The sequence below is a fragment of the Gracilimonas sp. genome, from assembly GCF_040218225.1.
Lineage (GTDB): Bacteria > Bacteroidota > Rhodothermia > Balneolales > Balneolaceae > Gracilimonas.
In genome coordinates, this window is record NZ_JAVJQO010000008.1 from 397,564 (window position 1) to 422,514 (window position 24,951).

At 39.1% G+C, this 24,951-nt stretch carries 23 protein-coding genes; 10 read left to right on the forward strand and 13 right to left on the reverse strand.

Features of this window, described 5'->3' with window-relative positions; translation table 11 throughout:
- Window positions 1-9: 9 nt before the first annotated feature.
- Window positions 10-804, reverse strand: coding sequence for a GNAT family N-acetyltransferase (locus tag RIB15_RS13045; protein ID WP_350202607.1), 795 nt, complete (start codon window positions 802-804; stop codon window positions 10-12).
- Between the two features lie 137 nt (window positions 805-941).
- Between RIB15_RS13045 and RIB15_RS13050 the strand changes: the two genes are divergently transcribed.
- Window positions 942-1,724 carry an alpha/beta fold hydrolase gene (locus tag RIB15_RS13050; RefSeq protein WP_350202608.1) on the forward strand — a complete coding sequence of 261 codons (783 nt, stop codon included), beginning with the start codon at window positions 942-944 and terminating at the stop codon, window positions 1,722-1,724.
- A gap of 7 nt (window positions 1,725-1,731) precedes the next feature.
- Here RIB15_RS13050 and RIB15_RS13055 read toward each other — a convergent pair whose 3' ends face one another.
- The 7 genes from RIB15_RS13055 to RIB15_RS13085 form a co-directional block, all read right to left on the reverse strand.
- Window positions 1,732-3,651 carry a secretin GspD/PilQ domain-containing protein gene (locus RIB15_RS13055; RefSeq protein ID WP_350202609.1) on the reverse strand — a complete coding sequence of 640 codons (1,920 nt, stop codon included), beginning with the start codon at window positions 3,649-3,651 and terminating at the stop codon, window positions 1,732-1,734.
- On the reverse strand, window positions 3,648-4,517 hold the full coding sequence (locus tag RIB15_RS13060; protein WP_350202610.1) for a type 4a pilus biogenesis protein PilO: 870 nt from the start codon (window positions 4,515-4,517) through the stop codon (window positions 3,648-3,650). Before RIB15_RS13060 ends, RIB15_RS13055 begins: the two co-directional genes overlap by 4 nt.
- Before the next feature lie 7 nt (window positions 4,518-4,524).
- Window positions 4,525-6,273, reverse strand: a complete 1,749-nt coding sequence (locus RIB15_RS13065; protein ID WP_350202611.1) for a PilN domain-containing protein — start codon at window positions 6,271-6,273, stop codon at window positions 4,525-4,527.
- 10 nt (window positions 6,274-6,283) lie between these two features.
- The gene (locus RIB15_RS13070) at window positions 6,284-7,531 is read right to left on the reverse strand and encodes a type IV pilus twitching motility protein PilT (protein ID WP_350202612.1); all 1,248 of its coding nucleotides are present in this window, start codon (window positions 7,529-7,531) and stop codon (window positions 6,284-6,286) included.
- Window positions 7,532-7,675: 144 nt separating this feature from the next.
- Window positions 7,676-8,182, reverse strand: a complete 507-nt coding sequence (locus RIB15_RS13075; RefSeq protein WP_350202613.1) for a Crp/Fnr family transcriptional regulator — start codon at window positions 8,180-8,182, stop codon at window positions 7,676-7,678.
- A 79-nt stretch (window positions 8,183-8,261) separates the two neighbouring features.
- Complete coding sequence (locus RIB15_RS13080; RefSeq protein ID WP_350202614.1) at window positions 8,262-10,037, reverse strand: GspE/PulE family protein; 1,776 nt, start codon at window positions 10,035-10,037, stop codon at window positions 8,262-8,264.
- A 9-nt stretch (window positions 10,038-10,046) separates the two neighbouring features.
- Complete coding sequence (locus tag RIB15_RS13085; RefSeq protein ID WP_350202615.1) at window positions 10,047-11,384, reverse strand: type II secretion system F family protein; 1,338 nt, start codon at window positions 11,382-11,384, stop codon at window positions 10,047-10,049.
- 342 nt (window positions 11,385-11,726) lie between these two features.
- Here RIB15_RS13085 and RIB15_RS13090 point away from each other — a divergent pair, with 342 nt between their 5' ends.
- From RIB15_RS13090 to RIB15_RS13110, 5 genes are all read left to right on the forward strand, one after another.
- The gene (locus RIB15_RS13090; RefSeq protein ID WP_350202616.1) at window positions 11,727-12,935 is read left to right on the forward strand and encodes an MFS transporter; all 1,209 of its coding nucleotides are present in this window, start codon (window positions 11,727-11,729) and stop codon (window positions 12,933-12,935) included.
- Window positions 12,936-13,067: 132 nt separating this feature from the next.
- Complete coding sequence (locus RIB15_RS13095) at window positions 13,068-14,522, forward strand: carboxypeptidase regulatory-like domain-containing protein (protein WP_350202617.1); 1,455 nt, start codon at window positions 13,068-13,070, stop codon at window positions 14,520-14,522.
- Between the two features lie 128 nt (window positions 14,523-14,650).
- Window positions 14,651-15,211, forward strand: coding sequence for a hypothetical protein (locus RIB15_RS13100; protein WP_350202618.1), 561 nt, complete (start codon window positions 14,651-14,653; stop codon window positions 15,209-15,211).
- 3 nt (window positions 15,212-15,214) lie between these two features.
- Window positions 15,215-16,627 (forward strand): MATE family efflux transporter, encoded by a 1,413-nt coding sequence (locus RIB15_RS13105; protein WP_350202619.1) that lies wholly within the window; start codon window positions 15,215-15,217, stop codon window positions 16,625-16,627.
- Window position 16,628: 1 nt separating this feature from the next.
- On the forward strand, window positions 16,629-16,853 hold the full coding sequence (locus RIB15_RS13110; RefSeq protein WP_350202620.1) for a translation initiation factor: 225 nt from the start codon (window positions 16,629-16,631) through the stop codon (window positions 16,851-16,853).
- A gap of 65 nt (window positions 16,854-16,918) precedes the next feature.
- Here RIB15_RS13110 and RIB15_RS13115 read toward each other — a convergent pair whose 3' ends face one another.
- From RIB15_RS13115 to nei, 3 genes are all read right to left on the reverse strand, one after another.
- Entirely contained in the window at window positions 16,919-17,410 is a 492-nt protein-coding gene (locus tag RIB15_RS13115; RefSeq protein ID WP_255135566.1) for a putative metallopeptidase, read from the reverse strand.
- A 28-nt stretch (window positions 17,411-17,438) separates the two neighbouring features.
- Window positions 17,439-17,930 carry a DUF4920 domain-containing protein gene (locus tag RIB15_RS13120; RefSeq protein ID WP_350202621.1) on the reverse strand — a complete coding sequence of 164 codons (492 nt, stop codon included), beginning with the start codon at window positions 17,928-17,930 and terminating at the stop codon, window positions 17,439-17,441.
- A gap of 71 nt (window positions 17,931-18,001) precedes the next feature.
- Window positions 18,002-18,829, reverse strand: coding sequence for an endonuclease VIII (gene nei / locus RIB15_RS13125; protein ID WP_350202622.1), 828 nt, complete (start codon window positions 18,827-18,829; stop codon window positions 18,002-18,004).
- 56 nt (window positions 18,830-18,885) lie between these two features.
- On the opposite strand from nei, the gene RIB15_RS13130 reads away from it, so the two are divergent.
- The 4 genes from RIB15_RS13130 to RIB15_RS13145 are packed head-to-tail and all read left to right on the forward strand — an operon-like array spanning window position 18,886 to window position 23,843.
- Window positions 18,886-19,281 carry a hypothetical protein gene (locus tag RIB15_RS13130; protein ID WP_350202623.1) on the forward strand — a complete coding sequence of 132 codons (396 nt, stop codon included), beginning with the start codon at window positions 18,886-18,888 and terminating at the stop codon, window positions 19,279-19,281.
- Window positions 19,262-20,449 (forward strand): hypothetical protein, encoded by a 1,188-nt coding sequence (locus tag RIB15_RS13135; RefSeq protein ID WP_350202624.1) that lies wholly within the window; start codon window positions 19,262-19,264, stop codon window positions 20,447-20,449. Before RIB15_RS13130 ends, RIB15_RS13135 begins: the two co-directional genes overlap by 20 nt.
- 20 nt (window positions 20,450-20,469) lie before the next feature.
- Window positions 20,470-21,183, forward strand: a complete 714-nt coding sequence (locus tag RIB15_RS13140; RefSeq protein WP_350202625.1) for a 3-keto-disaccharide hydrolase — start codon at window positions 20,470-20,472, stop codon at window positions 21,181-21,183.
- 59 nt (window positions 21,184-21,242) lie between these two features.
- Window positions 21,243-23,843, forward strand: a complete 2,601-nt coding sequence (locus tag RIB15_RS13145; protein ID WP_350202626.1) for a c-type cytochrome — start codon at window positions 21,243-21,245, stop codon at window positions 23,841-23,843.
- Between the two features lie 19 nt (window positions 23,844-23,862).
- Here RIB15_RS13145 and RIB15_RS13150 read toward each other — a convergent pair whose 3' ends face one another.
- Together RIB15_RS13150 and RIB15_RS13155 are read right to left on the reverse strand one after the other, a co-directional pair.
- Window positions 23,863-24,234: a hypothetical protein gene (locus RIB15_RS13150; RefSeq protein ID WP_350202627.1), complete on the reverse strand. Its 372-nt coding sequence runs from the start codon at window positions 24,232-24,234 to the stop codon at window positions 23,863-23,865.
- Between the two features lie 88 nt (window positions 24,235-24,322).
- A complete protein-coding gene (locus RIB15_RS13155) occupies window positions 24,323-24,775 on the reverse strand; it encodes a hypothetical protein (RefSeq protein ID WP_290967919.1) in 453 nt (150 codons plus the stop codon).
- Window positions 24,776-24,951: the final 176 nt, after the last annotated feature.

The following is a 24,951-nucleotide window of genomic DNA, read 5'->3' on the forward strand; positions in this document are numbered from 1 at the left end:
TAACAATTTCTATTTGAAAAACAGGTTTTTTGTTTCGGGTTTGATTGTGTTCAAATCTAACAAGATCAGAAAATCAATAGATTTAAAAGTCCTGTCGATAGCGGGCGAACTACATACTTTCGCACCAATTTGGAGGTAGAGTTGAAATAACTTGGGAAGCTCTATTTCGGAATGATTAGATACAACCCTCCCCGGGCAATGGAATGCAGGCTCAACTGGTATATTAATGCAATGATGAAGGTGCCCTCTTCGTGTCACGTAATTAAATACTCTCCAGGCTTCCTCAGATGATTGTGAAGTTAGTGAGCAACATCCAAATAGAAATCGCTTTTCTGTTATTACCAGATATTTTGCTATTGCCTTCCAAAGGAGAAAAAGTACTCTTCCATTACGATGTTCTTTATGAATGCAAGCCCTCCCTAGTTCTATTCCGTTAAATAAAACTTCAGCCGGGAAAAGGCTGATTGTAAATTCGGATGCAGTATAAAATCCATTCCCTTGTTCGGCCATGTCCCCATCCTGTACACGATAAGTACCAATCACTTTATTTGTAGCATTCTCAATTACCAATAAATGATGAAACTGCTTATCAAATTCATCTTCATCCATCATATTGATATATGATTGAGGCAATCCTTCCCCCAGCTCAAGATTAAAAACCTCAAAACGTAGTTTCAGTGCCAGTTCTACTTCCTGCCAGCTTTTAGCCAGTCGGACAGTGTATTTATTTGTCTGAATGTTTAAAGAATCAAACTTTGCAACGTCAGAATTCGTTTTATTTTCAACTTTAGTAACAGAGACCATAGTATCTTGTTTAAGAAGGTTCAACTGAAACTAAATTCCCTGGATTAAGGATATATTTAGTAATTGTTGTGAAAATGTATTTAACCTTAAGCTCGCTTTGATATTTACTTAATTGATAAATATTTGTACCCTTAATTATGCTGTACTACAAAGAATATAAATCTTCTGAAGAGAGAGACTGGGTTGTGTTTGTCCACGGTGCAGGTGGAAGCTCATCTATTTGGTTTAGCCAGCTAAGGGACTTTAAAAAACACTTTAATGTGTTAATGGTGGATTTACGAGGACATGGGAAATCTAAAGACCTGCTTCAGAAGTATTATGAGGAGAATTATTCCTTTGAGTTTATTAGCCAGGATATCATTGAGGTACTGGATCATCTTAAAATTCAAAAAGCGCACTTCATTGGGGTATCACTAGGAACTATAATAATTCGTACAATCGCTGAAATTGCGCCAGAACGGGTTAAATCTTCTATCCTATGCGGTGCCATTACCCGACTAAATGTACGCTCCAGAATTCTTGTATTCGTTGGTCATATGTTTAAGCGGTTCATCCCCTATATGTGGCTTTATAAATTATTTGCCTGGATTATTATGCCAAGAAAGCGCCACGCTAAATCCAGAAATCTATTTATCAGGGAAGCAAAAAAACTATATCAAAAAGAATTTCTAAGATGGTTTAAGCTAACCAATGAGGTGAATCCGCTGCTTCGTTATTTCAAGGAAAAAGAAGTTCAAACACCCATGCTTTACGTGATGGGCAGTGAAGACTATATGTTTCTCCCTCCTGTGAAGCAAATCGTAGAAAAGCATAAAAACTCTACACTACAGGTAATAGAAAATTGTGGTCATGTTTGTAATGTAGAGCGCCCCGGAGCCTTTAACAGGGTTTCCATTCAGTACCTGAAGGCTCACTCCTGATTCGATTTTATTCGCTGCTACCGTTAATTCGTTCAGCATTGGGATTATTCCCATTTCTGAGAGTGAATAACCAAGCTTCACTATTAAAGCTATTTCTGATTTCGAGCGTACGATTTACAGCTGCATCAAAATCAGCAAAAGCTTCATAAGCTACATAATTGAATCTCGTTTCAGGATTGAACAGAATCTGAGTTTCGTATCCTTCTTGTTCAAGCGTTGATTTAAAATTCTGGGCATTACCAGGAACCAGGAATGAACCACCAATTATAAAATACTTCAGGTTTGAGGTTTCTTCCTGCATTGTTTCTACCTCTACTTCATTTTGCTGATACTCAAGATATTCATCCAAATTAAATGCCTTGGGTACAACCACCATCAATTCTGGTTTATCAACCGGCATACTTAGATCTTTGGCAATTTCTTTTTGATCATCAGTTAAAGCATCATCTTCTGCAGCAATAACAGGTGTTTCTTCAACTTCAACCGTATCGGGCTCCATTTCTTCCGAGTCCGTTTCTGCAAGTGTTGAATCTTCCATTACAGGTTGCTCTTCCAACTCAGCTTCTGCTTCTTCTTCCTCAACGGGCATATCAAAAGTTTCGGTAGTAAAAACCCTATCCAGATTTGTTCTCATGCCATCACGGGTATCGTTTAGCACTTCTCTCTGTGTAAGTTTACGTTGAGATATACGCTCTGAAACAGGCTTAATCAGCTCAGCCTGAATGATAATAATCAGTTCATTCTCAAGATAATCTTTAGAATTGTATCCGAATAAATAACGCAAGCCAAAGAACCATCCTGGCAGGTCTTTCAAGATTGGCACTCCCCTGCGGACTGATGTTTCTTCTGTTCTGTATAAACCAGCCACGTATGTAGCTTCGCCATTGAGCAGGATTGCAGAAGTTGTAGCTTCTTGTTTATTCACAATAGTACTTACAACATCGGGCTGAACCGTTGATCTTTCTACTTCCAGAGACAAATAAATAAATGAGGTATCGCCTTGAGTGATAATTTCCGGTGTAACTGTTAAGATTGTACCGGTGCTCACAAAGTTATCGATCACATTTCCTGCAATATCCTGTTGTTTAATCGAGAAATCCTGCCCAACCTGAATATTACCTTCTTCACCATCAACCACTTTAATAGATGGGGTCGCTAAAACTTTACCAAGGTTATCAGCTTCAAAAGCACTGAAAAGAGCTTGTACACTAATGCCCGGTCCTACTTCACCAAGGTTTACTAATGCATTAAAAGCATTTTGAGATACACTGGCGGCATTATAGGAATTGACTGAAACAAACTGATCATTAAACTCAGTAGCAGGTATACCCTCTCCTCCTCCAGAAGCTCCAACGAAGTCAGATAAATTATCAGGCACATCACTTGTTAAAGTTGACCAGTCAATACCAATTTCCTGCAGCGCCCTTTTATTACCTTCGAAAAAAGTAGCGTTAATACGAACTTCCTGTGTGCGTGTTGTTGCTGATGGTGGTTCACCCTGTGCTGAAGAACCACTTGACCCACCTGACGAGGCCTGGGTTGTAGTGCCTGTTGTCTCAGGAGCCGGCACCGTAATCTCATAGAAATCATCATATTCTGTCAACTCAAGATCGTTGAACCTCATGATGTATTGGAGAGCGTCTTTCCAGTGCATTGCCGGCAAAGTAACACCAATAGTACCGCTATAGGCAGAGTTATCGACGATAAATCTATTCTCAAATTCCTGTGCAAAAGTATTAATAATCTCTATCGCTTCATTGTAAGTCGTACTTTTGTCGAAGGCTACGATTTCATCCGGATTAGTGTATTCTCTAAACGGATCTACGATCTGAGCATTACTTAGCCCGGGCATCATTATACTAACCAAACCGATAAGGACTAATGATAAAAAACCTTTTTTGTAGAATGTTGCTTTCATTGGGTTCATCGCTCTATCTCCAAGGTAACCAATTCCGTGATGCCACCTTTGTTTAGATTAAAAGTAGCGGATTTATTATTAAGGTCTATAGATTCTAATTCACCAAGATAAACTTTATCTCCTTTTCTAAGTGAATTTATGTTACCTCCCTGATCTACGATAAAAATTCGAGATGCGGTGAGGCCTATAAGTCTGCTTTGCTCCACATTAATGAGATTTTCATCGTTAGGAGGAATTATTTCTTGTATTAGCGGATAGAATGGATTGAATGTTGAAACACGCTCATCCATAGTTAGCTGACTTGATAAAGCCAGCCCTTCCTGAATCGGAATCCGCTCATAATAACTTTCAATGGTAAATGTGAAGGTAATATCGTTTAATTCTTCAGGATTTGAACTGGGCGGTGCTAATGAAATTTCAGAAATCTTATTCAACAGCTGGCTGTTTTCAATTTTGTTAATAAAATTCATAAAGTTAGAATAACTGCCGTACCCATTAATGTCTGCGTTTACCACTCCATATTGATCCTGAGCCGTAGAGTCCACAAAAACAAAGTCAAAAAACACTTTAGAATTGGTGCTGCTGTTACTTATGTAATTCAGGTAATCATAAATATCATCAGGATTTGGAGACTTGAATAGCGATTTATCAGCGTCTTCTATAATAGATAATGCTTGTTGATATCGCTGATTTAATGCAGGAAAAGCATCACTTGTAGCCTTTTTACTGTTGAAGTCTTTCTGCTTTTCAGTTACAGAGGTCTGAAGTTCTTCCAGTTCAGACATCTGAAAAAACTTGATATAAGTAAAAGCAGCCCCTACGAACAACGTAAGCGTTACTAAAAGAATAATGGTATTTCTGACCGCGTATGACAATTGACTATTAGTTTCCTTCTATTAAATCTTCGATTCCCTGTACACTTTGAGGTGTATAGATACTTTCATCATCAAAAAACTCTGAGACAACATAAGTAAAGTTGTAAATATCCTGTTCTCTAATTTGATCTGAAGTCACGTCCAATAAAGTAGCATGCTCAAAAACATCTGCTAACTCTGCAATACGTTCTCTGTAAACAGCGTATCCATTTAATTCAATATCACCGTTTGGTAAAGTTGTAGCCGATGTCAACCAAACTGAATTAACATCTTCGAAACCACTATTCAACCGATCCATGTTCTTACTCCAGCGCAATGTCCCCTGGTTAAGTTCACTCAACAATACAAGTTTGGCTTGAATTTGTTCTAAGTCAGAACTTATCTGATTATATCTTTGAACAGTAGGCTCGAGTGATTGAATTTGTGCATTAAGGGTACTCACGTCATTACGCAGCCTGTCAATTTCAGCCGCATTTTGAGTGTAAAAGTGATTTGAAACAATTGGAGTCAATAAAATCAAAAGAAGAAGCAGAAAACCGTGCCATTGCAGTTTAAAAATCTTCTGACGATCTCTTACATAGTTAGGCAGAAAAGAGATGCTAGGAAACTTATCCTTTTCGTAACCAGAAGCCGACCAGGCGGCGCCAATAGCTGTTGTAAAAGCAGGAATTGATGATGGATTTATTTCCGCGGAGTCAAAAAACTCATCCGAAAATTCGAACTCAGATACATTCACATCCTGAAAACGTTCCTCAAAAAACTCAATAGCATCATCGCCAAGGGAGTTATTACAAATAATCAGACGATCCAGGTTAGGAACTTCACCAGTATCTAGCTGGAAAAGAATCTTACTGAATATAGTATTGAGGAATTTTGGATTTTTAATACCTTCGGTGATAATCGGAGAAACAATCCATAGCTGTGGGCCTTTCAAAAACAGAATTCTGCTTGTTTTTTCACCAAACTGAACTACACCTGTAATACTGTTAATATCCAGGTCATAATTAGCTCTTATCAATCCTAAAAGCAGAATCTCATCTGGTAAAATTTCATTGATGAACATCTTCCCGCGATAGATATCACGGGTGCGATTCATCAACTTGAGCAAATCAGGCTCATCATCGATAGAGGTAAGTAATAGGGCTCCATCATCCCTGACCGAATAAGAGTAGTAATCTTCGGCCTTGGAAACGCCATGCAGAGCTTCAAGCCGGTCGTCTACAATTACCTGTAAATCTTTTCTTTTAGTTTCAGAAAAATCAACATCTTTAAGAATCTGAAAAATAGTTTGACCTGCGGGAATACTAAGGCCAATATCTGCTCTTTTTGAATCTGTTGAACTTAAGAGATTATAAACTAACAACTCATTTGAGGCAGCTGCTTCAGTTTCATCTACCATATCGGTATCTACAATCTCATCTGAGCCTTCTAAATCATCAAGGTTATCAAAATCGATATCTTCAAAATCATCGAGATCATCCTCAAAGGCTTCCAGGTCTAACTCTTCAGTCTGATCTTCTTCCTCTTCTTCTAGCCCGAATATTACATCTTCATCATCAAGACTATCATCTATGCTATCGAAAACATCTACGGTTTCTTCTTCTTTCGGGGCTTTGGCTTTCCCTTTTAAACTCTCTACCAAGCGAACTTTATCCAGACTAACTAAAGAAACTTTCTTGCCAGATATTTTAACCCTGGCGATTTTCAGAAACTCTTCGTCAACAACAATTCCGGTATATGTCTTATTTCCTAACATGCTTCAGAGTCTAGTAATTTACTTCACTTAAAAGTTGAACCATTTTAGTTTTGTTGTTGGCGTGATTGAGGGCATTCTCTTTGGAAATAATACCATCGGTATACAATCTCTTAAGATCCTGCTCCATTGTATTCATCCCTTTATCACTACCCTCCATTAGCATCTGGTATATCTCGCTAATGTTATTATTTCGGATAGCCGCTCGCACTGATGTATTAACCATTAATACTTCTTTGGCCAAAACTCGCTTCCCATCCAGGCTGGGAACCAGTTTTTGACTTACTACACAAGTTAAAACATCCGCAAGCCTCACTCTTACCCTATTTTGTTCTTCCGTTGGGACCTCACCCAAAATCCGCTCAATACTTTCCATAGCTGATGAGGTGTGCAGAGTACCGAAAGTTTTGTGGCCAGAGTCAGTAATTTCCAGAGCTGTCATAATCGTTTCCGGATCTCGAAGCTCACCAATCACGATGATATCGGGATCCTGACGAAGTGCCTGCACAGCACCTTCCTTGAAGGATTCAACATCTCGTCCAACTTCTCTGTGCCGAACTACTGACTTTATCGGGGTGTGAATTAATTCTACTGGCGAAGCAATAATAACAATGTGAGAATCAACCGTCCGGTTATTTGCATCAATAATAGTATCAAGAGTTGAGGACTTACCTGAACCTGTAATACCCGTAATAAGCGTTAATCCATACTTGTAATATTTCAAGCTTAACGCCTTAGCAACCTCTGTATGGACGTTTAAATTCTTGAAAGGACGAATAGTGTTATCAATTTTCCGCATGTTCAGAGCAAGATGCTCAAGATCAAAATACATATCGGCCCTGAAACGTTGCTGTGTACCGCCCCCAAGATCTATCGAATATGAAAAGTCGAGGTTTTTATCCTCAATTAATTTTTTTCGCTGGGTGGGAAGAATCGCATTGTGCAACAATACATTTGTTTCGTCAAGTGTGAGGCTAACTGGTTCTTTTGCAGGCTTCTTATCACCATAAATTCGATACCATACCCGACCATCACATCCGGGGCCTCCCAAGTCAATATCAGAAGCATCATTCTTGAGCATCTTTTTAAGGTAGTTGTCCAAAATCTCAGAGAGCTTTTCACGGTGCTCATCTCCTAAATTATCAACAACATTTCCCAATTGGATATGGCGATCTATACCCCTGGAAGTTCGGGGTAATTTCTCAATAACTGGTTTTACCAGTTCTGATAGCTTTTCGGATTTTTTAGTTGCCGCCTCCATAATAAAGCCAAATCATTTTGTTGATGACAAATAACAGGATAACTGTAGAGGTTCATTGTTACGAAAAAAATTAAAAAAAACTAATATTCCAAGCCTATGTGCTTGCGAATTATAAGTTTGCCGTACAATAAACCGTTTTCAGTATTACCAGTTTGTGTCGTTCAATAATCTTTTCTTCAGATTAAGTAATTGAACATTCATGTTACTGATCTTACGCTGCTGTATTTCGATGATATTTTTTGTAAAGATATTAAAGAGCTTTTCAGGCTTTTTCCTGAAAAAATTAAGAGCTTCGTACCTTTCATACCTTAACAGTACGCAATCGCCTTCAGCTGTAACCTTAGCCATTCTATTATTCTTACTGAATAAAAAAGTTTCCCCTAAAAAGTTTCCTTCTCCCAACGTAGCTAACTGTATGTTATCTTTCCATATACATACCTTACCCTCGGCTACTAAATAGGCTGAATTAACATATTCCGATTCATTCAGGATTATTTCATCAGACAAAAATCTTTCTTCCTTCCCTAACTGAAGGAATTCCAGAACGTCTTCATAATGAAAGTTTTTCAGAAGCAACGGAGGTTCTTTCAAAAACTTCTTTATGTAATCGGTCATTAATTCATCGCCGGAATTTGACATCTCAGTACTCATACTAAACCCCTGTAATGGTTACTACTGGCATAACAGCAATATGCATTAAGTTAATATTTAATTTCAAGTTTTCCGCTTATTAATCTTCAATAGTTGCAGCCACAATTTCCTCGATCGTAGAAACACCTTCTTTGATACGCTCCCGGCCAGACCCACGTAATGTAAGCATCCCCTGGGACATTGCTAGTTCTTTAATGGCGCCTTCATCAATATCGCCACCTGCATCTAATATCATTTGTTTAATTTCTTTAGAGAAGTACAGGGCTTCATGAATACCTGCACGTCCTTTAAACCCAGTCTGATTACATTTTTCACAACCCACAGCCTTATAAAATGTAGCTTCTTCAATTTCCTGGTCTGTAAAACCAATGCCTTTAGCTGACTCAGGGTGTGGGGTGTAAACTTCCTTACAACTACCACACAGACGTCGAATCAAACGCTGAGCAACTACCAGATTAACAGCGTTAGCAATCAAAAAGGGCTCAACCCCCATCTTAAAAAGACGAGAAATTGCACTAGGTGCATCGTTGGTGTGAAGTGTTGAAAATGTTAAGTGACCAGTGTTTGCCAGTTTGATGGCAATCTCAGCAGTCTTTAAATCCCTCATCTCACCTACCAGTACAATATCAGGGTCATGTCGTAAGATACCCCTAATAGACTGGTCGAAAGTCATGTGATTACTAATTTTAAGCTGTCTGGCTCCTTCAATAATGTACTCAACAGGTTCCTCCACAGTTAACACATTTTTTGTTGGGTCAATCACATAATACAAAGCGGCTACCAACGTCGTTGACTTACCACTACCGGTAGGTCCCGTGATAATTACGATACCCGAAGGCTTTTGGATTGACTTGACAAAATTAGCTTTTGCCTGCTTTTGCAGGCCAAGTTTATCCAGATCTCTAATTACATTTCGATCATCCAAAACACGAATTACAATGGATTCAAACTTGCGATCGTATTGTTTACCAACAATGGGCATGATGGAAACCCGGTATCGAATACCTACACCATCAATCTGACGCTGAATAAATCCATCCTGAGAAGCATCCCGTTCAAAACGGTCAACATTTCGTGTTTTATCTTTAATAACAGCTGAAATAGCTTCAGGTTTTACATTCTTCTGCTGATACCAAAGTTGCAGTTTACCATCCACACGAAACCGAATATCTGTTGTAGTCGGGGAGCTGGGAACAATGTGCATATCACTAACACCCTGACGAACTGATTCAACCAACATCCCCTCCACCAGAGAGTTGAGCATACTCTGATTGATCTCAGCATCAATCTCTTCTTCATCAATTTCTTCCTGATTTTTATCTAAATCAGGCTCTTCATAATCGATTTCCTCGAGCAGATCCAGGAATTCGTTTTTCTGCTCATATACTTTGGAAAGAATGTCTTCTATCGACTCATATTTACAGTAGACTAATTCGGTTTGTTTGAAATTAATCTTATTGAGTACGCTCTGGATATTGGGATCAGATGGGTCTGCAGCAGCAATTATGATGGAATTCTTGGTTTTTTGGTACGGTAACGCCTTATGATGTACCAGTTCATCCACAATCTCTTTCGGGAGGTCTTCGAGGTTTTCTTTGATATGATCAAGAACCTCTCCCGGTATTTCATCTACATCTTTAAGAACTTCACGAAATGCATATATACTGGCAATTTCTTTCATCACCAAATGCCTGTTAAGGCCTAAATCCTGAGAAAGAATTTGCCCTAACCTGCGGTTACTTTCCTTGGGTTCCTCAGAAAGTATAGACAAGCCTTTTTGCAACTGCTCATTAGTGATTATCCCTTTGTTTACAAGGATATCCCCTATATGTCTTCGTATGTTTATTTTTCCCATTTAAAACTCTTAAACACCAGAATTTGGCTGAATTACAGCTGATTCGGAAGAAACAACAGTAATAGCAATCAGAGCTACCATGATAAATAAATTGATAAACAAATTTATCATGTCAATTACTGACTGCATCTTGTAGGTAGTTTGAATCTCGTAATATTCGGCCAGCTGTTTGGCATTTTCCCTTAAAGCACCAGATTCTGCACCTAATCTAAATCTACTTAATGCCGTATTTGTAAATACCCCTGTGGCCTCCATAGACTCAATAAGCCCGGCACCATCCTTTAACATTTTACGAATCGCGACTTCTTTGATCTGCTTTTCCATGTATTTATTCCGGCATGCTTCAGAAGCTACTTTAATTACTTCAATATTTTGTCCTGAGCCACTGTAAAGAGTATAAAATACACGAGCAAAAATTTCGATACTTGTTTTATGTAATAAATCACCCAAAACGGGCAGATGTATTATATATTTATCTTTGAGCAACTGCCCCTTCGGGGTTCGAATAAAGTATACAAAGCCAGCGATTGGGATTATAAATGACAATACAATTAAGATCCAATTATCTCTCAGCCAATAACTCATATCCAAAGTTGCTGCTGTCATAGGTGGAAGAGCGATGTCCATTTCGAGAAACATTTCAGCTGTAGCAGGAAAAATGTAACCTACATAAAACAGCACAACACCGATAACCGCTAAAACGGTTACGGCGGGCATCATAAGAGCACGCCTCATATTCTTTTTAAACTCAGCATCCCTCTCCATGAACTTAGCAGTACTTTCAAATACCAATGCCATATTACCTGAGGTGGAAGCAACACTTAGCATATAAGCAGCAAATTTACCGAAGATATCTTCATGTTTACCATATACTTCAGAACCTTCTTTACCATCCTTTAAGTCTTTCTGAATGGTTTTAATAACCTCTTTCATCCTCTTGTTCTGAGTATCCTCGTATAGAAGATTCAAAATCTCATCATAAGGCAACTGTTGTTGAAGCAGATCGGATGATAGCCGGATAAAAGTAACTACCTCTTGCTGTGGAACCCCTCCTTTAAAGTCAAAAAGCTTTTTGTTTATACTCTTAACTTTATAGCCAAGCTTAACAAGAGCCTTTTCCAGCTCTTCTTTGGTATAAGCTTCCTGTTCACCGGTAACTACTGGTTTACCCGGTCGCTGAACCTTATACATAAACATTACTTTCTCGTCAACAGACTGGATTTTTAGTCCATTAGTCTTTGAAAGCCTGTCGACCTTAAGCTGAGCTTCCTTTTTATTGTCAGCCTCAAATTCAGTTTGTACAACTTTTCCCTTTTGTGATATCGCTTTTAGCCTGAATTGTGCCATAATGCTAAAATTTACCCATCTCAGTTTTTAGACATTTAGTCTGCATTAATATAGTTTCAATAATCCAGTATTTCTTAATTCGATTACGAATTGTTTACTAAACCGGGTTGCCACTTAATGATGATATATATCTTTATTTGTTACAATAAACTACTTTTTTTTTAGAAATAAGAATAATCTTGTAAAAGCAACTATTAAAATCTCTTATACTATTTCATATGTATTCGGCAGTATTCCAAAAAACATAAATCAAACTTTGATAAAAAGCGCAGACATCGTTGCTGAAAAATTATTTACTGTTTTTTATAAACCAGCATTCTATCTTGGTTCAAAGAATTTAGAATGACAAAGAAGCAAGACGGCAATCCCTACCTAATTATTTTTGCCCTCTGGTTACTTGTTTTTGCAGCAAGTAGTCAGGTCATGATTATTTCACCCATTCTCCCCCGTATAAGCGAACAACTTGGAACCCCTTTAGAAATCCTTGGAAATTTAGTCACCGTTTATGCAGTTATGGTTGGCTTGTTTGCAATTATCATGGGGCCTCTTTCCGACAAAATTGGACGCCGTAAGATTTTATTAATTGGAACGGGTGGAATTTCCTTCTTCCTGTTTCTTCATGGACTTGTTGATTCATTCATAGGCTTATTAGTTGTTCGTGCCCTCGCAGGGATGGCCGGAGGTGTTCTAAGTGGCTCGGCTGTAGCATATGTTGGTGATTACTTTCCCTACGAAAAAAGAGGCTGGGCAAACGGTTGGATCATGAGTGGCATAGCTATGGGCCAGATATTGGGGATCCCATTAGGAACATTGTTGGCAGATTTAATGGGCTTCCGAATTCCTTTTGTTCTATTCGGTGCCATCATGGCCCTTACCTATGTTTTGATTTTGGCAAAAGTACCACAGCCAAATGTTGAATTATCTCAAGAGCGGGTTACATTTAAAGGATCCATTTCGAAATATTACACCTTACTAAAACGAAGTGAGGTAAGAGCTGTAGCTTTTGCATATGTAGTGATGTTTCTCAGCATATCAGTTTATGTGGTATACCTTCCTACATGGCTTGAAAATAAATTTGGAGTTAGCGGTACGGCCATTGCTTCCCTCTTCTTCGTGGGAGGAATAGCTAATGTAATCACAGGTCCAATTGCCGGTAAAATATCAGATCGTATTGGGCGAAAAAAAATTATAATAATTTCCTGTCTTGGGCTCGCATTGGTTATGGGAATTACTACTTATGTTATTTCCGAATTCTGGATTGCCTACATCGTCTTTTTTGTCACTATGGTGCTTATCGCAATGCGAATCAGTCCATTTCAAGCACTCTCTACTCAGCTGATAAAATCTGATAACCGGGGTTCTTTGATGAGTTTACTGGTAGCTATTGGTCAGGTTGGATATGGAGTTGGAGGAGCAATAGCCGGGCCTTTTTACGTAGAAAGTGGATATGTCAGTAATACCTTTATGGGTACATGCATGATACTTTTAATGGCATATGTGGTATGGAAACATGTTCCTGAGCCGGAACTAAATACTGAAAACCATGCCTAACTTATTCCAATTCAATTTCTTTTCTGTATTCTGATTCTTTCTTTCCTAATTTACTTTTATAACGTATTTCTAACTTGAAATGAATTTTATTGTAACTTAGTATCCCTTTAGTTCTCTATAAAAGAAAAAACTATGCGTAAAATATCTCTACTTCTTTGCACGGCTTTTTTATTACATATTTTCGTTGGATGTACATCAAATGATGACGAAACCGTTGTCATTCAGGGTGCAGTTACGAATTCAGATAATGGTAATTCCATAGCAAATGCTACTGTACAAATTACCAGCCCTCAAGAATTCAGTGACTTTACAAGAACTGATTCGGCGGGTCAATATTCATTTAGTAACATTAATGTTTCAGAGCTAACTGATTTAACATTGGCTGCCTCGGCAACTGACTATGTTTCAGAAAGCCGAAATGTTCAGGTTGCTTCCGGAGATAATATTACAAGCTTCAACTTTCAGCTTACTCCCGAAGGCAATAATAATGGCGGCGGTGGTAACGACGATGATGGAGGTGTTTCGGGCCCCTCTGCAGGTGCAGCAGCAATTATCCTTGATGGGATATCAGAGGAAACAATCAACATTGCTGAGACCGGTGGAATTGTTAATACCAGTTTTTCTTTTCAGGTTCAGGATTCTTCAGGTAGAAATCTCGACTTAAACAATTCAGAAGAAGTGACATTTTCTATTATCTCTGGCCCCAATGGTGGTGAAGGTATTACTCCTATAACAGCAACTACCAATGCCAACGGTACTGTCACTTCAAATCTTTATAGTGGAAATTTAGCTGGTGTAGTGCAAATTCAGGCTGAAATTGTAAGAGAAGATATAGGCCTGACAATCAGATCAAGACCAGTGGCAATTACCATTCATGGTGGTTTTCCAGACTTGGATCATTTCAGTATTGCGGCAGATAACTATAATTTTGAGGGTTGGTCTATCAATGGAAACCGAAATCCTTTAACTGTAATATTGGGAGATCAGTTTGGTAATCCCGTAAAACCAGGAACAGCTGTCTATTTTACTACTACAGGTGGTATCATTCAGGGATCAGGAGCAGGAAACACTAATAGTGATGGAGAGGTAACAGTTAATCTGATTTCCGGTGACCCACGCCCTAACGACAATGTGACCGGAAGTGGTGGTCGCGACGGGTATGCCACAGTAACTGCCAGAACTATCAATGGAAACAACCAGGAAATAGAGAAGAATGTAATTATTGTATTTTCTACATCTGCAGCATCTATTTCAGCAAACCCTACAACCTTTGATTTACAACCCAATGGCGGTGCAAGTTTTACTTATACGGTCACCGATCTAAATGGAAACCCGATGGCTGCCGGTACAGAAATTTCGATTGATGGAGGGGACGATATTGAAGTTACCGGAGATACGGATTTCACACTTGGCAATTATCTATATCCGGGCCCCGGTGCTACTGAATTCCAATTTTCAATTCGGGATACGGATGAAGAATCAGCTGATCCTGCAGATCTGACAATAAAAATTTCAGTTACCACGCCTTCTGGCCAACAAACAACGTACTCAGGTATTTCTGGAACCAGAAGAAAAAGCGTAAACTGATTTTTAAATAATCATTCTTTCCAAAGTCCGCCTTAATCAAGGTGGACTTTTTTATTTTAATCCTTTCTTACAATCGTTCTAACCGCTACCTTTGAAGCTCATCACTAATACAGGTATAATTTTCGATTATGAACGCAGAAAATACTTTTGAATACAACAGTGTTAATTACAAAGAGTTTCTTAAAAAATTCAGAAATACAGATAGCTCAAAGCACACACTGATTGTATATGCTGGTCCTTTCACAACAAACCGTAAAGCTTCTATTGACGAGCTGAAAAGAGAGGTGATCGGTGAGGCTGTTGTTATAGATCTGGCGGAAGTAGTTACACCATACGAAGAAGAAAGTTATGCCAATATTGATGAATGCCTTTCTTCAATTGATGACAAAGCTCCTTTGGTCATTTTTAAAAATGCAGAGCAGCTCAACGGTGTTTACACTGGGTTTTCAGGATCTGTGGTTAAGTATGCTTCGCCACAGGAAAAGTACTTTCTCAAAAATGTCAACAAGATTAAAGCTCCTGTTGTACTGGAGTTTAAAGAATTTGATCAGCTTGACCGGATGGTTGTAAGAAAGGCCGACTCAGTTGTGCTATTTAAAGCCCCCTCCTCCTTAATTGAAAGATTAGCCTGGAAAGTCCAGAATGTACACGTACACGGGTCTAATTTTTTATCCCCTCGTCCACATTAATTTATGACCGAAATACAGCCAGAAAACTCCCCACGATCTTTATGGGTTGATATTAAAGCCTCTCTGGCTGGAACTGAACTAGATTTCACTACAGGAAGCATAGGCCGGGCTATATTAATCCTCTCCATCCCAATGGTATTGGAGATGATGATGGAATCCATCTTTGCTGTTGTCGATATCTTCTTTGTTAGCAAACTAGGAGCCGATGCTGTTGCTGCTGTTGGAATCACAGAATCCGTTCTTACACTTGTGTATGCCATCGGAATTGGATTTAGCATGGCCACAACGGCTATTATATCCCGCCGAATTGGTGAAAAAAATAAAGATGAAGCCGCTATTTCTGCTGTTCAGGCTATTTTCGTTTGTCTGATTATTTCTGCTCCAATTTCTATAACCGGAATTTTCTTCGCTGAAGAGATTCTCTTGCTTATGGGGGCTAATGAAAATATTGCAAGTAACCTTTCTTCCTACACTGCAATTATGTTAGGAGGAAATTTGGTCATTATGTTTCTGTTTGTCATTAATTCCATCTTTCGGGGAGCTGGAGATGCTGCAATAGCAATGCGTGTTTTATGGATAGCAAACGGGATTAATATTGTGTTAGACCCATTACTTATTTTTGGTTATGGTCCTTTCCCCGAGCTTGGAATCGCTGGAGCGGCAGTCGCAACTACTATTGGACGAGGCGTTGGAGTATGTTATCAATTCTATCGTTTATTTGATGATAATGGCCGAATAAAAATTTTGCGCAAACACTTATCAATTCAGACAGAGATCCTGAAAAAGATGGTGCGTGTTTCGATTGGCGGAATAGGCCAATTTTTAATTGCCACTGCCAGCTGGGTCGGCTTGGTGAGAATTATTGCTGAATTTGGAAGTATTGCATTGGCTGGGTACACCATTGCCATCCGAATTTTGATCTTTTCAATTCTCCCTTCCTGGGGAATGAGTAATGCAGCCGCAACTCTTGTGGGACAGAACCTTGGGGCAAATCAACCCGACCGGGCAGAGAAATCTACATGGATATCAGCTATTATAAACATGATTTTTCTGGGACTGGTTGGTGTGCTCTTTCTAATTTTTGCTGAAAACCTCGTAAGTATTTTCACCGACGACTTAGCCATTATTGAAGTAGGCTCAAAATGCCTGCGTATCATGAGTTACGGATATCTTGCCTATGCTTTCGGAATGGTTATAATTCAGGCTTTTAACGGTGCAGGAGATACTAAAACCCCCACTTTAATTAACCTTATTTGCTTCTGGATTATTGAAATACCACTCGCTTACTTCCTCGCCATTACGCTTGAATGGAACGAAGAAGGCGTTTTTTACTCTATAGTAATAGCGGAATCACTATTGGGCGTAATAGGCTTTATATTGTTCCGACGCGGAAATTGGAAAAAAACTAAAGTATAGAATGAAAGTTAGTGTAAAAATGGAAACAGCCGGACGAAGAGGAAAGCAAGTTTCGGTTATAAGAGGAATCACACACAATCCCCAGGTAATTGAAGACCTTGAAAAAAAGCTAAAAACACAGCTTGGTACCGGGGGAACAATTAAGGGTAAAACAATAGAAATCCAGGGAGATCACGTAGACCGGATAAAGAAAATCCTGGAAAAAGAAGGCTACGAGGTGAAATAGGTTTTAGTGGCAAGGTGTTAGGCTCATCCCTAACACCTAAAGCCTATCGCCTAAACCTACTCCCATCACAATTTTACTTTACTCTCCTGACGAGGGTCCAGATCATAAAGCGAGGAAGCCGTTGCCTGAATGGTTTTATACCATTCGTTACCAAACTTATCGTTGATGGTATAGAAATCGGCAAAATCAGGCTTTCGAATGGTCATCTTCCACTCTTGTGTCTTCGACTTAAAGGTAGGGTCAACATGAAGCAATTCATGATAAAGCATCATCTCTTTAGTCTCGTTATCAAGCATATCCCAAAGCTCTCCTGATATTTCAATCAGGTAGTCATTTCCGGAGTAGTGCTTTACTTCCCGGCTGGCTTTCATACATTTAGCCGCACGCTGCTTGGATAAGTTTGGATAAACAAGGAAATAGCCGATTTCAGCCGGACCAAATTCCAGCTTATGCTTTTCGATAACTTTTTTTGCGATGGCCTCCACTTCAGGAGATTCCATCAATTGCTTTGTTGAATGAATAGTTGCTTCAGCTTGTAAAAAATCGTTCTCTGGCATGAATAGTTTAGAACTCTAAAAATGAAAGTTATGATTTAGGGACCATAATAGATGTGGCCACAATTGAATACTCTTTCTGTGGTCCATTAATAGCATCTGCGTCTTCTCCTGCATCTTCAGCATAGTGCTTAGCCTGCTCTTCAGAAAGTTCTTTCACATTGAAAGTACCGACAAGTTTTACGGTCTTACCCTGCGAATCTGTAGGGATAAAAAACCCATAATCCTTAAATGTAATTCGGGCAGAATAACCATCCTGATTGGCTACAAAAAAGCAGCCTTTTTTCTGGCAAACCTTGGCTACTTGAGTTTCGAGAGTAACTTCTTTACCTGAAATATCCTCTTCTGATTCAATAATTGAAGCCAGCGATCTCGCTTCACTCCACTCATCTATTTCAGAACCAAATACCTCATGGGTCTCGGTTACTTGTACAGGCTCAGATAAACGTACGACTTCTGTTTCCTGAGCGAACACAGAAAAAGGAATCATCAATAAAAACAGGGAAATAAATAAATTCTTCATTCTCTTTTGTTTGATTTTAAGGAGACCAAACATACAAAGTTTAGCACCAATTATGCATCAAAAAGAATGATTTAATTATGGTTTTTCTGCTCGGTTACACAATAGTAGACCTTACGCCCCCCGGTTTCCATAACGAGTATATCTTTGCCACATTTGTAGCAAGGTTTGCCAGCTCTTCCATATGCATAATGCCTGTATTGTCCTCTTGATGCCCCTTCCTCTTTTAACGCCTCAACTAAGCTATCAGGAGTAGTAAGCCCACCTGTTTTATATGACCTTCTTGAAAGATCCAGAGAATTTCTTGCTAATGCTTCGATTTGCTCTTCGCTACAATCCTTTGGACGAAAATCCGGATCAACTCCGGAGCAGAATAAAATTTCACTCCGTAAATAATTCCCCAAACCACTTAGGAAACCCTGATCCAATAATAATGTAGATAGTTTCCGATTTTTAAAGGTGCTGCTTATATATCTCTCTAAAACTTCTTCATAGGTAGTTCCGGGGTGAACCACATCAGGGCCAAGTTTCTTTATATAAGAGTGATTTTCAACCTCCCCATCATCAAGTATTTCAATTTCTGAAGCGGAATACAAGAATGCAGATTTATCATGCGTATGAATAGCTACTCTCAACGACCTGTTGGTATCGGGTTCATCTCCATTTTCACTAATCATCCATTTCCCATACAGCTGATTATGTGAATATAAACTCAGGTTATTCTCAAAGGAAGTTATGATTGCCTTTCCTCTCGGTGTAACAGAATTTATCTTTAAACCCTGTAAGCTTTTCTCAAATTGCTTTAGCTCATCAAAAGCAAAAAATATAGCTTCAATTTCCTTACCTGTAATTGCATTACTGATTTTATCTGCTGCTCTCCAAATTTCTGGTCCTTCTGGCATATCTTAGTTTGGTTAAAGGTTTGGAAGTCCATACAATCCATAGCAAAAATCCGTTCATGAAATCTTTTATAACTATATCATCTGCCTTAGTCGGCTTTCTATTTTTTGAGGGATTCGCACGACTAATCATCACCTTCTATCATCGTATAGAGTTTAACTTTTATGGTATTTCACATCTTCCCTCTCCGGTTTGGGTTGTCGTGATTTTGATTTCTGTTCTAACCAGTACCTGGTTGGTAACCATGCTCATCCTTACGGTGATAAATAAAGATACAAGACTCCATTCGGTAATTTTTGCGTGTGTTTTAATTGCATGGAGAGCTATGGAATTCTATAATTCATATCAGTCAGAGCCTTTATGGTATTTCGGTTCCGTAATATTTTTACATTTAACTGGTATATTTTTAGCCTATCAATTATTTAAGAATCAACATGAGATTACTGCTACTTAGCTTCTTTTTACTACTATCCGGTTGTTCTGAAACTAATGAGATTCAGCTTTCAGAGATATCTTCTCCTCCAAATGAAGGAAGTTCTCTGCCCTTTTTATATACTGATAACACCGGAAAGATCTTTATGAGTTGGGTTGAAGAAAACGAAAATATAGCTAAGTTAAAGTATGCAACGTATGTCAACAATTCGTGGTCAGAGCCTTCTCTTATTTCTGCTGACTCAACCTGGTTTGTAAACTGGGCTGACTACCCTTCCATTATTGGTAAAAATGGAAAGCCTTTTGCTGCTCATTGGCTTAATAAAAAACCTGGCGGCACTTATGCATACGATATCAATATCTCATCTTTTAACGGTGACTGGTCTCCGGGTTATGTTCCTCACCACGATGAGACAGCCACCGAGCATGGGTTTTTAAGCATGATTCCCGCTTCTGACTCAACGTTTCTAGCTATATGGTTAGACGGCAGAGAAACAGCGGGAAGAGGTCATCATGAATATTCTGACCTCAATAAAGCCATGACCCTTAGAGGAGCTATTATTGATACAAATGGAAACATCCTGGAAAAGTACCTGATTGATGATTCTGTTTGTGACTGTTGCGATACTTCTATAACTGAAACAGATACCGGATTTATCATTGCCTACAGAAACCGTACAGATAATGAGGTCCGGGATATCTACACCTCTGCTTTTAGTAATGGTGTTTGGAGTGAACCTAGGGCTATATATAATGACGAATGGGAAATTGCAGCTTGTCCTGTTAATGGTCCATCCATTGATGCTGAAAATCAAACCGTAGTAACCGGCTGGTTTACAGGTGCTGAAGGCAAGGCAAAAGTCAAACTAGGTATTTCCAACGATCATGGAGATACATTCCAAAACATAGTTTTAGTAGATGATAAGAATCCGGTTGGCAGAGTTGATACAATTATCAAGGAAGAAAAAATATGGATAAGTTGGCTCTCTAAAGTTGATGAAACCGGACAATTGAATATTGCGGCTTACACCTTAAAAGGTGAACTCATTAATCAATATGTTATTCCAAATATTTCGGAAGAAAGAAGTGCAGGATTTCCTCAGATTACAGAAGCTGATAAAGGTGTCCTAATAGCCTTTACCGATGTTTCTGAAGAAGGTAAAAGAATCCGAACCTTTGAATTAAATTAGTCATTTTATACCTGAGTACTATGCAACATAATCTGCTTCTCTCAATCCTAGTTTTTTTCCTGGCGTATTCAGGTTGTAATGATGAAAAAGTGTCTCCCCCCAAACAGAGTTATTTTCAATCCATCTTAACAGATAGCACATTGAATGAATGGAGCGGTAAATCGGGATATTGGACATTTGAGGATGGTGTACTAACTGGCGAGATCACCCCTAATAATATACTTCTTGAGAACACCTTCTTTATCTGGAACGGTGAGATCAGTGAGAACTTTGAATTGAAAGCAGAGTTTCGAATTTCAGGAAAAGGTAATAGCGGGATCAATTACAGAAGCAGCCTTGTAGAAGGTAAAGATTTTGCACTAAAAGGATATCAAGCTGATTTTAATGGTTCACATGAATTTACCGGCAATATATATGATGAAAAAGGTCGCGGTACTTTAGCCAAACGCGGACAAATAGTTTATGTCCCTAGTACTAATTCTGCTACAAATATAGTCAGAACTGGAACAGGAGAAGCTTTGTTCTCAAAGATTGATACTACGAAAAACGGCTGGAATGAATATCATATAATCGCTAATGGAAATACTGTAATTCATTTAGTAAACGGACACATAATGAGCACTCTGATTGATGAATCTGATTCCAGAATTATCGGAAAAAAACTGGGATTACAACTTCATCTTGGCCCACCAATGAAAGTAGAGTTCAGGAATATCCAATTGAAGAAATTGTAAATACAATTATTACTTTAGTTTAGTATATCATCAGGAAACTTACCCTTCACATATTCTGCATGCATAAATTTAAAAAAAGACTCAGCAGTACTTGCCTCGCATTAATTGGAACCTCCCTTCTACTTACTACGGGCTGTAATTCTTCTACAGATCAGGAAAAAGAAATAACCCAACCGCCGGTGAGTCAAAAGGAGCTTGGCAGCACAGGCATTCAAACCTTGCCTGGGTTTGAGGCTCAGCTGCTCTACGAAGTTCCAAGAGGCAGTTATGGCACCTGGATTGCCCTGACTGTAGATAGCCAAGGCAGATTGATAGCTTCGGACCAAAGCAATAAAGGCATGTACAGGGTTACTATTAATGAGACAAAGGAAAAGCCTGAGATTCAAATTGAAGAGTTTACAATTCCTCTTTCAGGAGCAAATGGATTTACCTGGAAAGGTCAGGATTTATACGCCAACGTTGGAGGTAAAGGGATTTTCAAAATGAGTGATGAACGGGGCGATGATCAATTTGATGTTCTTGAGTTCTTAGGTGGTCCTGCAAAATTAGCTGAGCATGGAAATCACAGTGTCGTAAACAGCCCGAACGATGATGATATCTTCGTTATCAATGGAAATTACACTCCAGTTCCTGAACTTACATCCAGCCGGTTACCGAATTGGGATGAGGATTTGTTGCTCCCCCGTATGTGGGATATCAGGGGTAATGCCCGGGGTATTTATGCACCCGGGGGCTATATTGCAAAGATCAATCCGGATGCCACCGAATGGGAAATGTTCAGTATTGGATATAGAAATATTTATGATGCAGCCGTAAATCCTCATGGTGAATTATTCACCTTTGACTCAGATATGGAATGGGATTTAGGGATGCCATGGTATCGCCCTACAAGACTGATACATGTAACAAGTGGCAGTGACTATGGCTGGAGAAGCGGTAGCGGAAAATGGAAGCAATACTATGAAGATAGCCTGCAACCTACACTAAACACCGGGCGAGGCTCACCCACCGGAATACTATTCGGTACAGGAGCTAAATTCCCTGCAAAATACCAGCACGCCTTATTTGCACTCGACTGGCTTTATGGAACCATATATGCCTTCCACCTTTCTCCTGACGGTTCTACTTATAAAGCTGAAGCCGAAAAATTTCTTTCTGGGAATGCACTTCCACTAACAGATGCAGTAATAGGAAAAGATGGTGCACTTTATTTTATAATTGGAGGAAGATCTAACGATACCAAATTGTATCGAGTTGTTTATACTGGTGATGAATCTACAAAGCCAGCTCCCTATCCTGATAATGTGGATGCTAAACAGGCACGCCAAGTCCGGATGAATTTGGAAAAATATCATGGAATAACTAATCCTAAAGCCGTTCAGGAAGCCTGGCCTCACCTTAACTCAGACGATCATTTTATTAGATATGCAGCTCGGGTTGCAATTGAATCCCAACCTGTCAATCTGTGGGCAAATAAAGCTCTGAACGAAGATCAAACCTGGGCCAAGATTAATGCTATAATTGCATTAGCGAGATCTAATTCACAAACTTTCAGAGAAAATGCCACTAATTCATTAATCGAAATGAACCTGGCTTCTTTAACTCCCGAGCAGAAATTAGGCTACCTCCGGGCATTATCACTTGTTTTCATGAGACTTGGAGATCCAACTGATACTCAAAAGGCTGCAGTGACCGACAAACTGCAACAACTTCTGCCCTCCGAAGATGCACGAATTAATACTGAGCTGGTGCGTCTGCTGGTTTATATTGAGGACTCGAGAGTGATTGAAAAAGCCTTGGCATTAATCCAAAACCCCAAACCACAATTGTCTAAACCTAATTGGATGGGCGTTGTTGATCATCCTGATGGTACCATTGAAAAAATGCAGAAAAATCCACCTCCAGTTCAACAAATCGAATATGCTTTTATGTTGCGAAATGTCAAAAATGGATGGACTATCGAACAGCGCAGAGAGTATTTTACTTTTATAAATGAGGCCTCTAAACAATTAGGTGGTTCCAGTTATACGGGGTATCTAAGAAAAATAAGAGATGACGCTTTGAGTAACGCATCAAAAAAAGAACATGATGCTGTTTCTGATATAACAGGTGTCAGTTTGATTTCTGAGCCAGATTTTGAAGTTACTGCTACGGAAGGACCTGGCCGGGATTGGACTGTTAATGAAGCAATTGTTGCTGTAGCCGACCATCTTACCAATAGAAATTTCAAGAATGGAAGAAATGCTTTCTTTGCCACGGGTTGTGCTTCCTGCCACCGTTTCAATGGATATGGTGGAAATATAGGACCCGATTTAAGCACCATTGGGCTCCGGTCTTCAGTTGAAGTATTGCTGGAGGATATTATTCATCCAAGTTCGATGATATCCGATCAGTATAGTAGTTCTGAAGTAACGCTTAAGAATGGAGATTTGATTTTAGGGCTAGTCGTAGAAGAGGCAGATACTATTAAAATTTATCCGAGAAACGCCGATCAGCTTCCAATTACAGTACATAAAGAAGAAGTTAGTTCTATAGAGCCCTCAAGCATTTCACAAATGCCTGCTGATTTACTAAATCCACTTAATGAAGAAGAGCTAAGGGATTTAATTGCTTATTTGAGATCAGGTGGAAATCCGGAAAGTGACTTGTTTAAGAAATGATTAGCCAAATGATGAGACTTTATCTTTGAATCCAAACAGTTGAATCAGCATAAACCATTACTTCCAACACTATATCAGTGTTTGTAGGTCTTCCCACTAAACGGAATGAATTATAGGTTCTGTCAGAAATCGTATAGGTACCATGGCCATTTTCGCTCTCCAGATAAAGATCTTTGAGAGTAACCTCTTCAAAAGAATTCTGACCGCCTCCTTGAATTCTTGGGCGCTCATAATAGGCTACGGATCTGCCAATTGCTTCATACATACCCTGCAGCGTAGCAGACCTATTCGGATTTAGCTCTCCCTTAGAAAACGTATTAAAAGCTACAGAAACGGTGATAGCTACCAGCACTGTTACTAAAATGACCAGCAGTAGTTCTCTTTTTCCCATTTTGACCTCCGAATAAAATAAGAGTGGAGTAAAAAAAATGGCTCCTTTGCAGGAGCCATTTTTAACTTGTGATATAGATTAAAATCTATTAGTCATTCTCGATCCAAGAAATACCACCTGGTCCAATATCAGCTGTAAGAGGTCCGTTACCAGTTGCAGAAGAAACTGAAGAGGTAACCGGTCCGTCGATACGGCTAGCTGGATATGCAGTAAGTGTAAAGGTAGTATCAGTAGCGCCTGGTGCAGAGAAAGTATATACACCGTTAGCGTTTACTGCTGTTAAACCGCCGTTAGCGATTTCGTCAGCTGGGAAAGCAACTGTATTGAAGGTAATACCTTCCCAGTCACCGCCGCCGCCGCCGAGCATTTCAGGCTTCATAAAGTAACCCTGAGCTGAAGAAGCGAAAGTAGCAATATCCTGACGAACTGCGTCAAGGTTAGCTGAATCAGCAGCTGATCCGAACGTGTTAATAGCTACAACCGTCGCAATACCTACGATGATTGTTACGAGAATTACAAGAAGTAATTGTTGTTGACCCATGATGATCTCCTATGTAGTGTTGTTTTGTTGTTTGTTAAACTGTTTTCAATTTATCTGATACTAATTTTAGTAATAACTGTATCAAAGTAAATTAGAAATTATTTAGTGTTGTTTGGTTTTTTCTTGATCACAAGAGTGATCGTCTTTTCGATTGTTACAAAACTTAATTAAAAAAT

Bases quoted from the DNA above. Each gene is read 5' to 3' on its own strand.
- RIB15_RS13045 (WP_350202607.1), bottom strand. From the start codon at position 804: ATGGTCTCTGTTACTAAAGTTGAAAATAAAACGAATTCTGACGTTGCA.
- RIB15_RS13050 (WP_350202608.1), top strand. From the start codon at position 942: ATGCTGTACTACAAAGAATATAAATCTTCTGAAGAGAGAGACTGGGTT.
- RIB15_RS13055 (WP_350202609.1), bottom strand. From the start codon at position 3,651: ATGAACCCAATGAAAGCAACATTCTACAAAAAAGGTTTTTTATCATTA.
- RIB15_RS13065 (WP_350202611.1), bottom strand. From the start codon at position 6,273: ATGTTAGGAAATAAGACATATACCGGAATTGTTGTTGACGAAGAGTTT.
- RIB15_RS13070 (WP_350202612.1), bottom strand. From the start codon at position 7,531: ATGGAGGCGGCAACTAAAAAATCCGAAAAGCTATCAGAACTGGTAAAA.
- RIB15_RS13075 (WP_350202613.1), bottom strand. From the start codon at position 8,182: ATGAGTACTGAGATGTCAAATTCCGGCGATGAATTAATGACCGATTAC.
- RIB15_RS13080 (WP_350202614.1), bottom strand. From the start codon at position 10,037: ATGGGAAAAATAAACATACGAAGACATATAGGGGATATCCTTGTAAAC.
- RIB15_RS13085 (WP_350202615.1), bottom strand. From the start codon at position 11,384: ATGGCACAATTCAGGCTAAAAGCGATATCACAAAAGGGAAAAGTTGTA.
- RIB15_RS13090 (WP_350202616.1), top strand. From the start codon at position 11,727: ATGACAAAGAAGCAAGACGGCAATCCCTACCTAATTATTTTTGCCCTC.
- RIB15_RS13095 (WP_350202617.1), top strand. From the start codon at position 13,068: ATGCGTAAAATATCTCTACTTCTTTGCACGGCTTTTTTATTACATATT.
- RIB15_RS13100 (WP_350202618.1), top strand. From the start codon at position 14,651: ATGAACGCAGAAAATACTTTTGAATACAACAGTGTTAATTACAAAGAG.
- RIB15_RS13105 (WP_350202619.1), top strand. From the start codon at position 15,215: ATGACCGAAATACAGCCAGAAAACTCCCCACGATCTTTATGGGTTGAT.
- RIB15_RS13110 (WP_350202620.1), top strand. From the start codon at position 16,629: ATGAAAGTTAGTGTAAAAATGGAAACAGCCGGACGAAGAGGAAAGCAA.
- RIB15_RS13115 (WP_255135566.1), bottom strand. From the start codon at position 17,410: ATGCCAGAGAACGATTTTTTACAAGCTGAAGCAACTATTCATTCAACA.
- RIB15_RS13120 (WP_350202621.1), bottom strand. From the start codon at position 17,930: ATGAAGAATTTATTTATTTCCCTGTTTTTATTGATGATTCCTTTTTCT.
- nei (WP_350202622.1), bottom strand. From the start codon at position 18,829: ATGCCAGAAGGACCAGAAATTTGGAGAGCAGCAGATAAAATCAGTAAT.
- RIB15_RS13130 (WP_350202623.1), top strand. From the start codon at position 18,886: ATGAAATCTTTTATAACTATATCATCTGCCTTAGTCGGCTTTCTATTT.
- RIB15_RS13135 (WP_350202624.1), top strand. From the start codon at position 19,262: ATGAGATTACTGCTACTTAGCTTCTTTTTACTACTATCCGGTTGTTCT.
- RIB15_RS13140 (WP_350202625.1), top strand. From the start codon at position 20,470: ATGCAACATAATCTGCTTCTCTCAATCCTAGTTTTTTTCCTGGCGTAT.
- RIB15_RS13145 (WP_350202626.1), top strand. From the start codon at position 21,243: ATGCATAAATTTAAAAAAAGACTCAGCAGTACTTGCCTCGCATTAATT.
- RIB15_RS13150 (WP_350202627.1), bottom strand. From the start codon at position 24,234: ATGGGAAAAAGAGAACTACTGCTGGTCATTTTAGTAACAGTGCTGGTA.
- RIB15_RS13155 (WP_290967919.1), bottom strand. From the start codon at position 24,775: ATGGGTCAACAACAATTACTTCTTGTAATTCTCGTAACAATCATCGTA.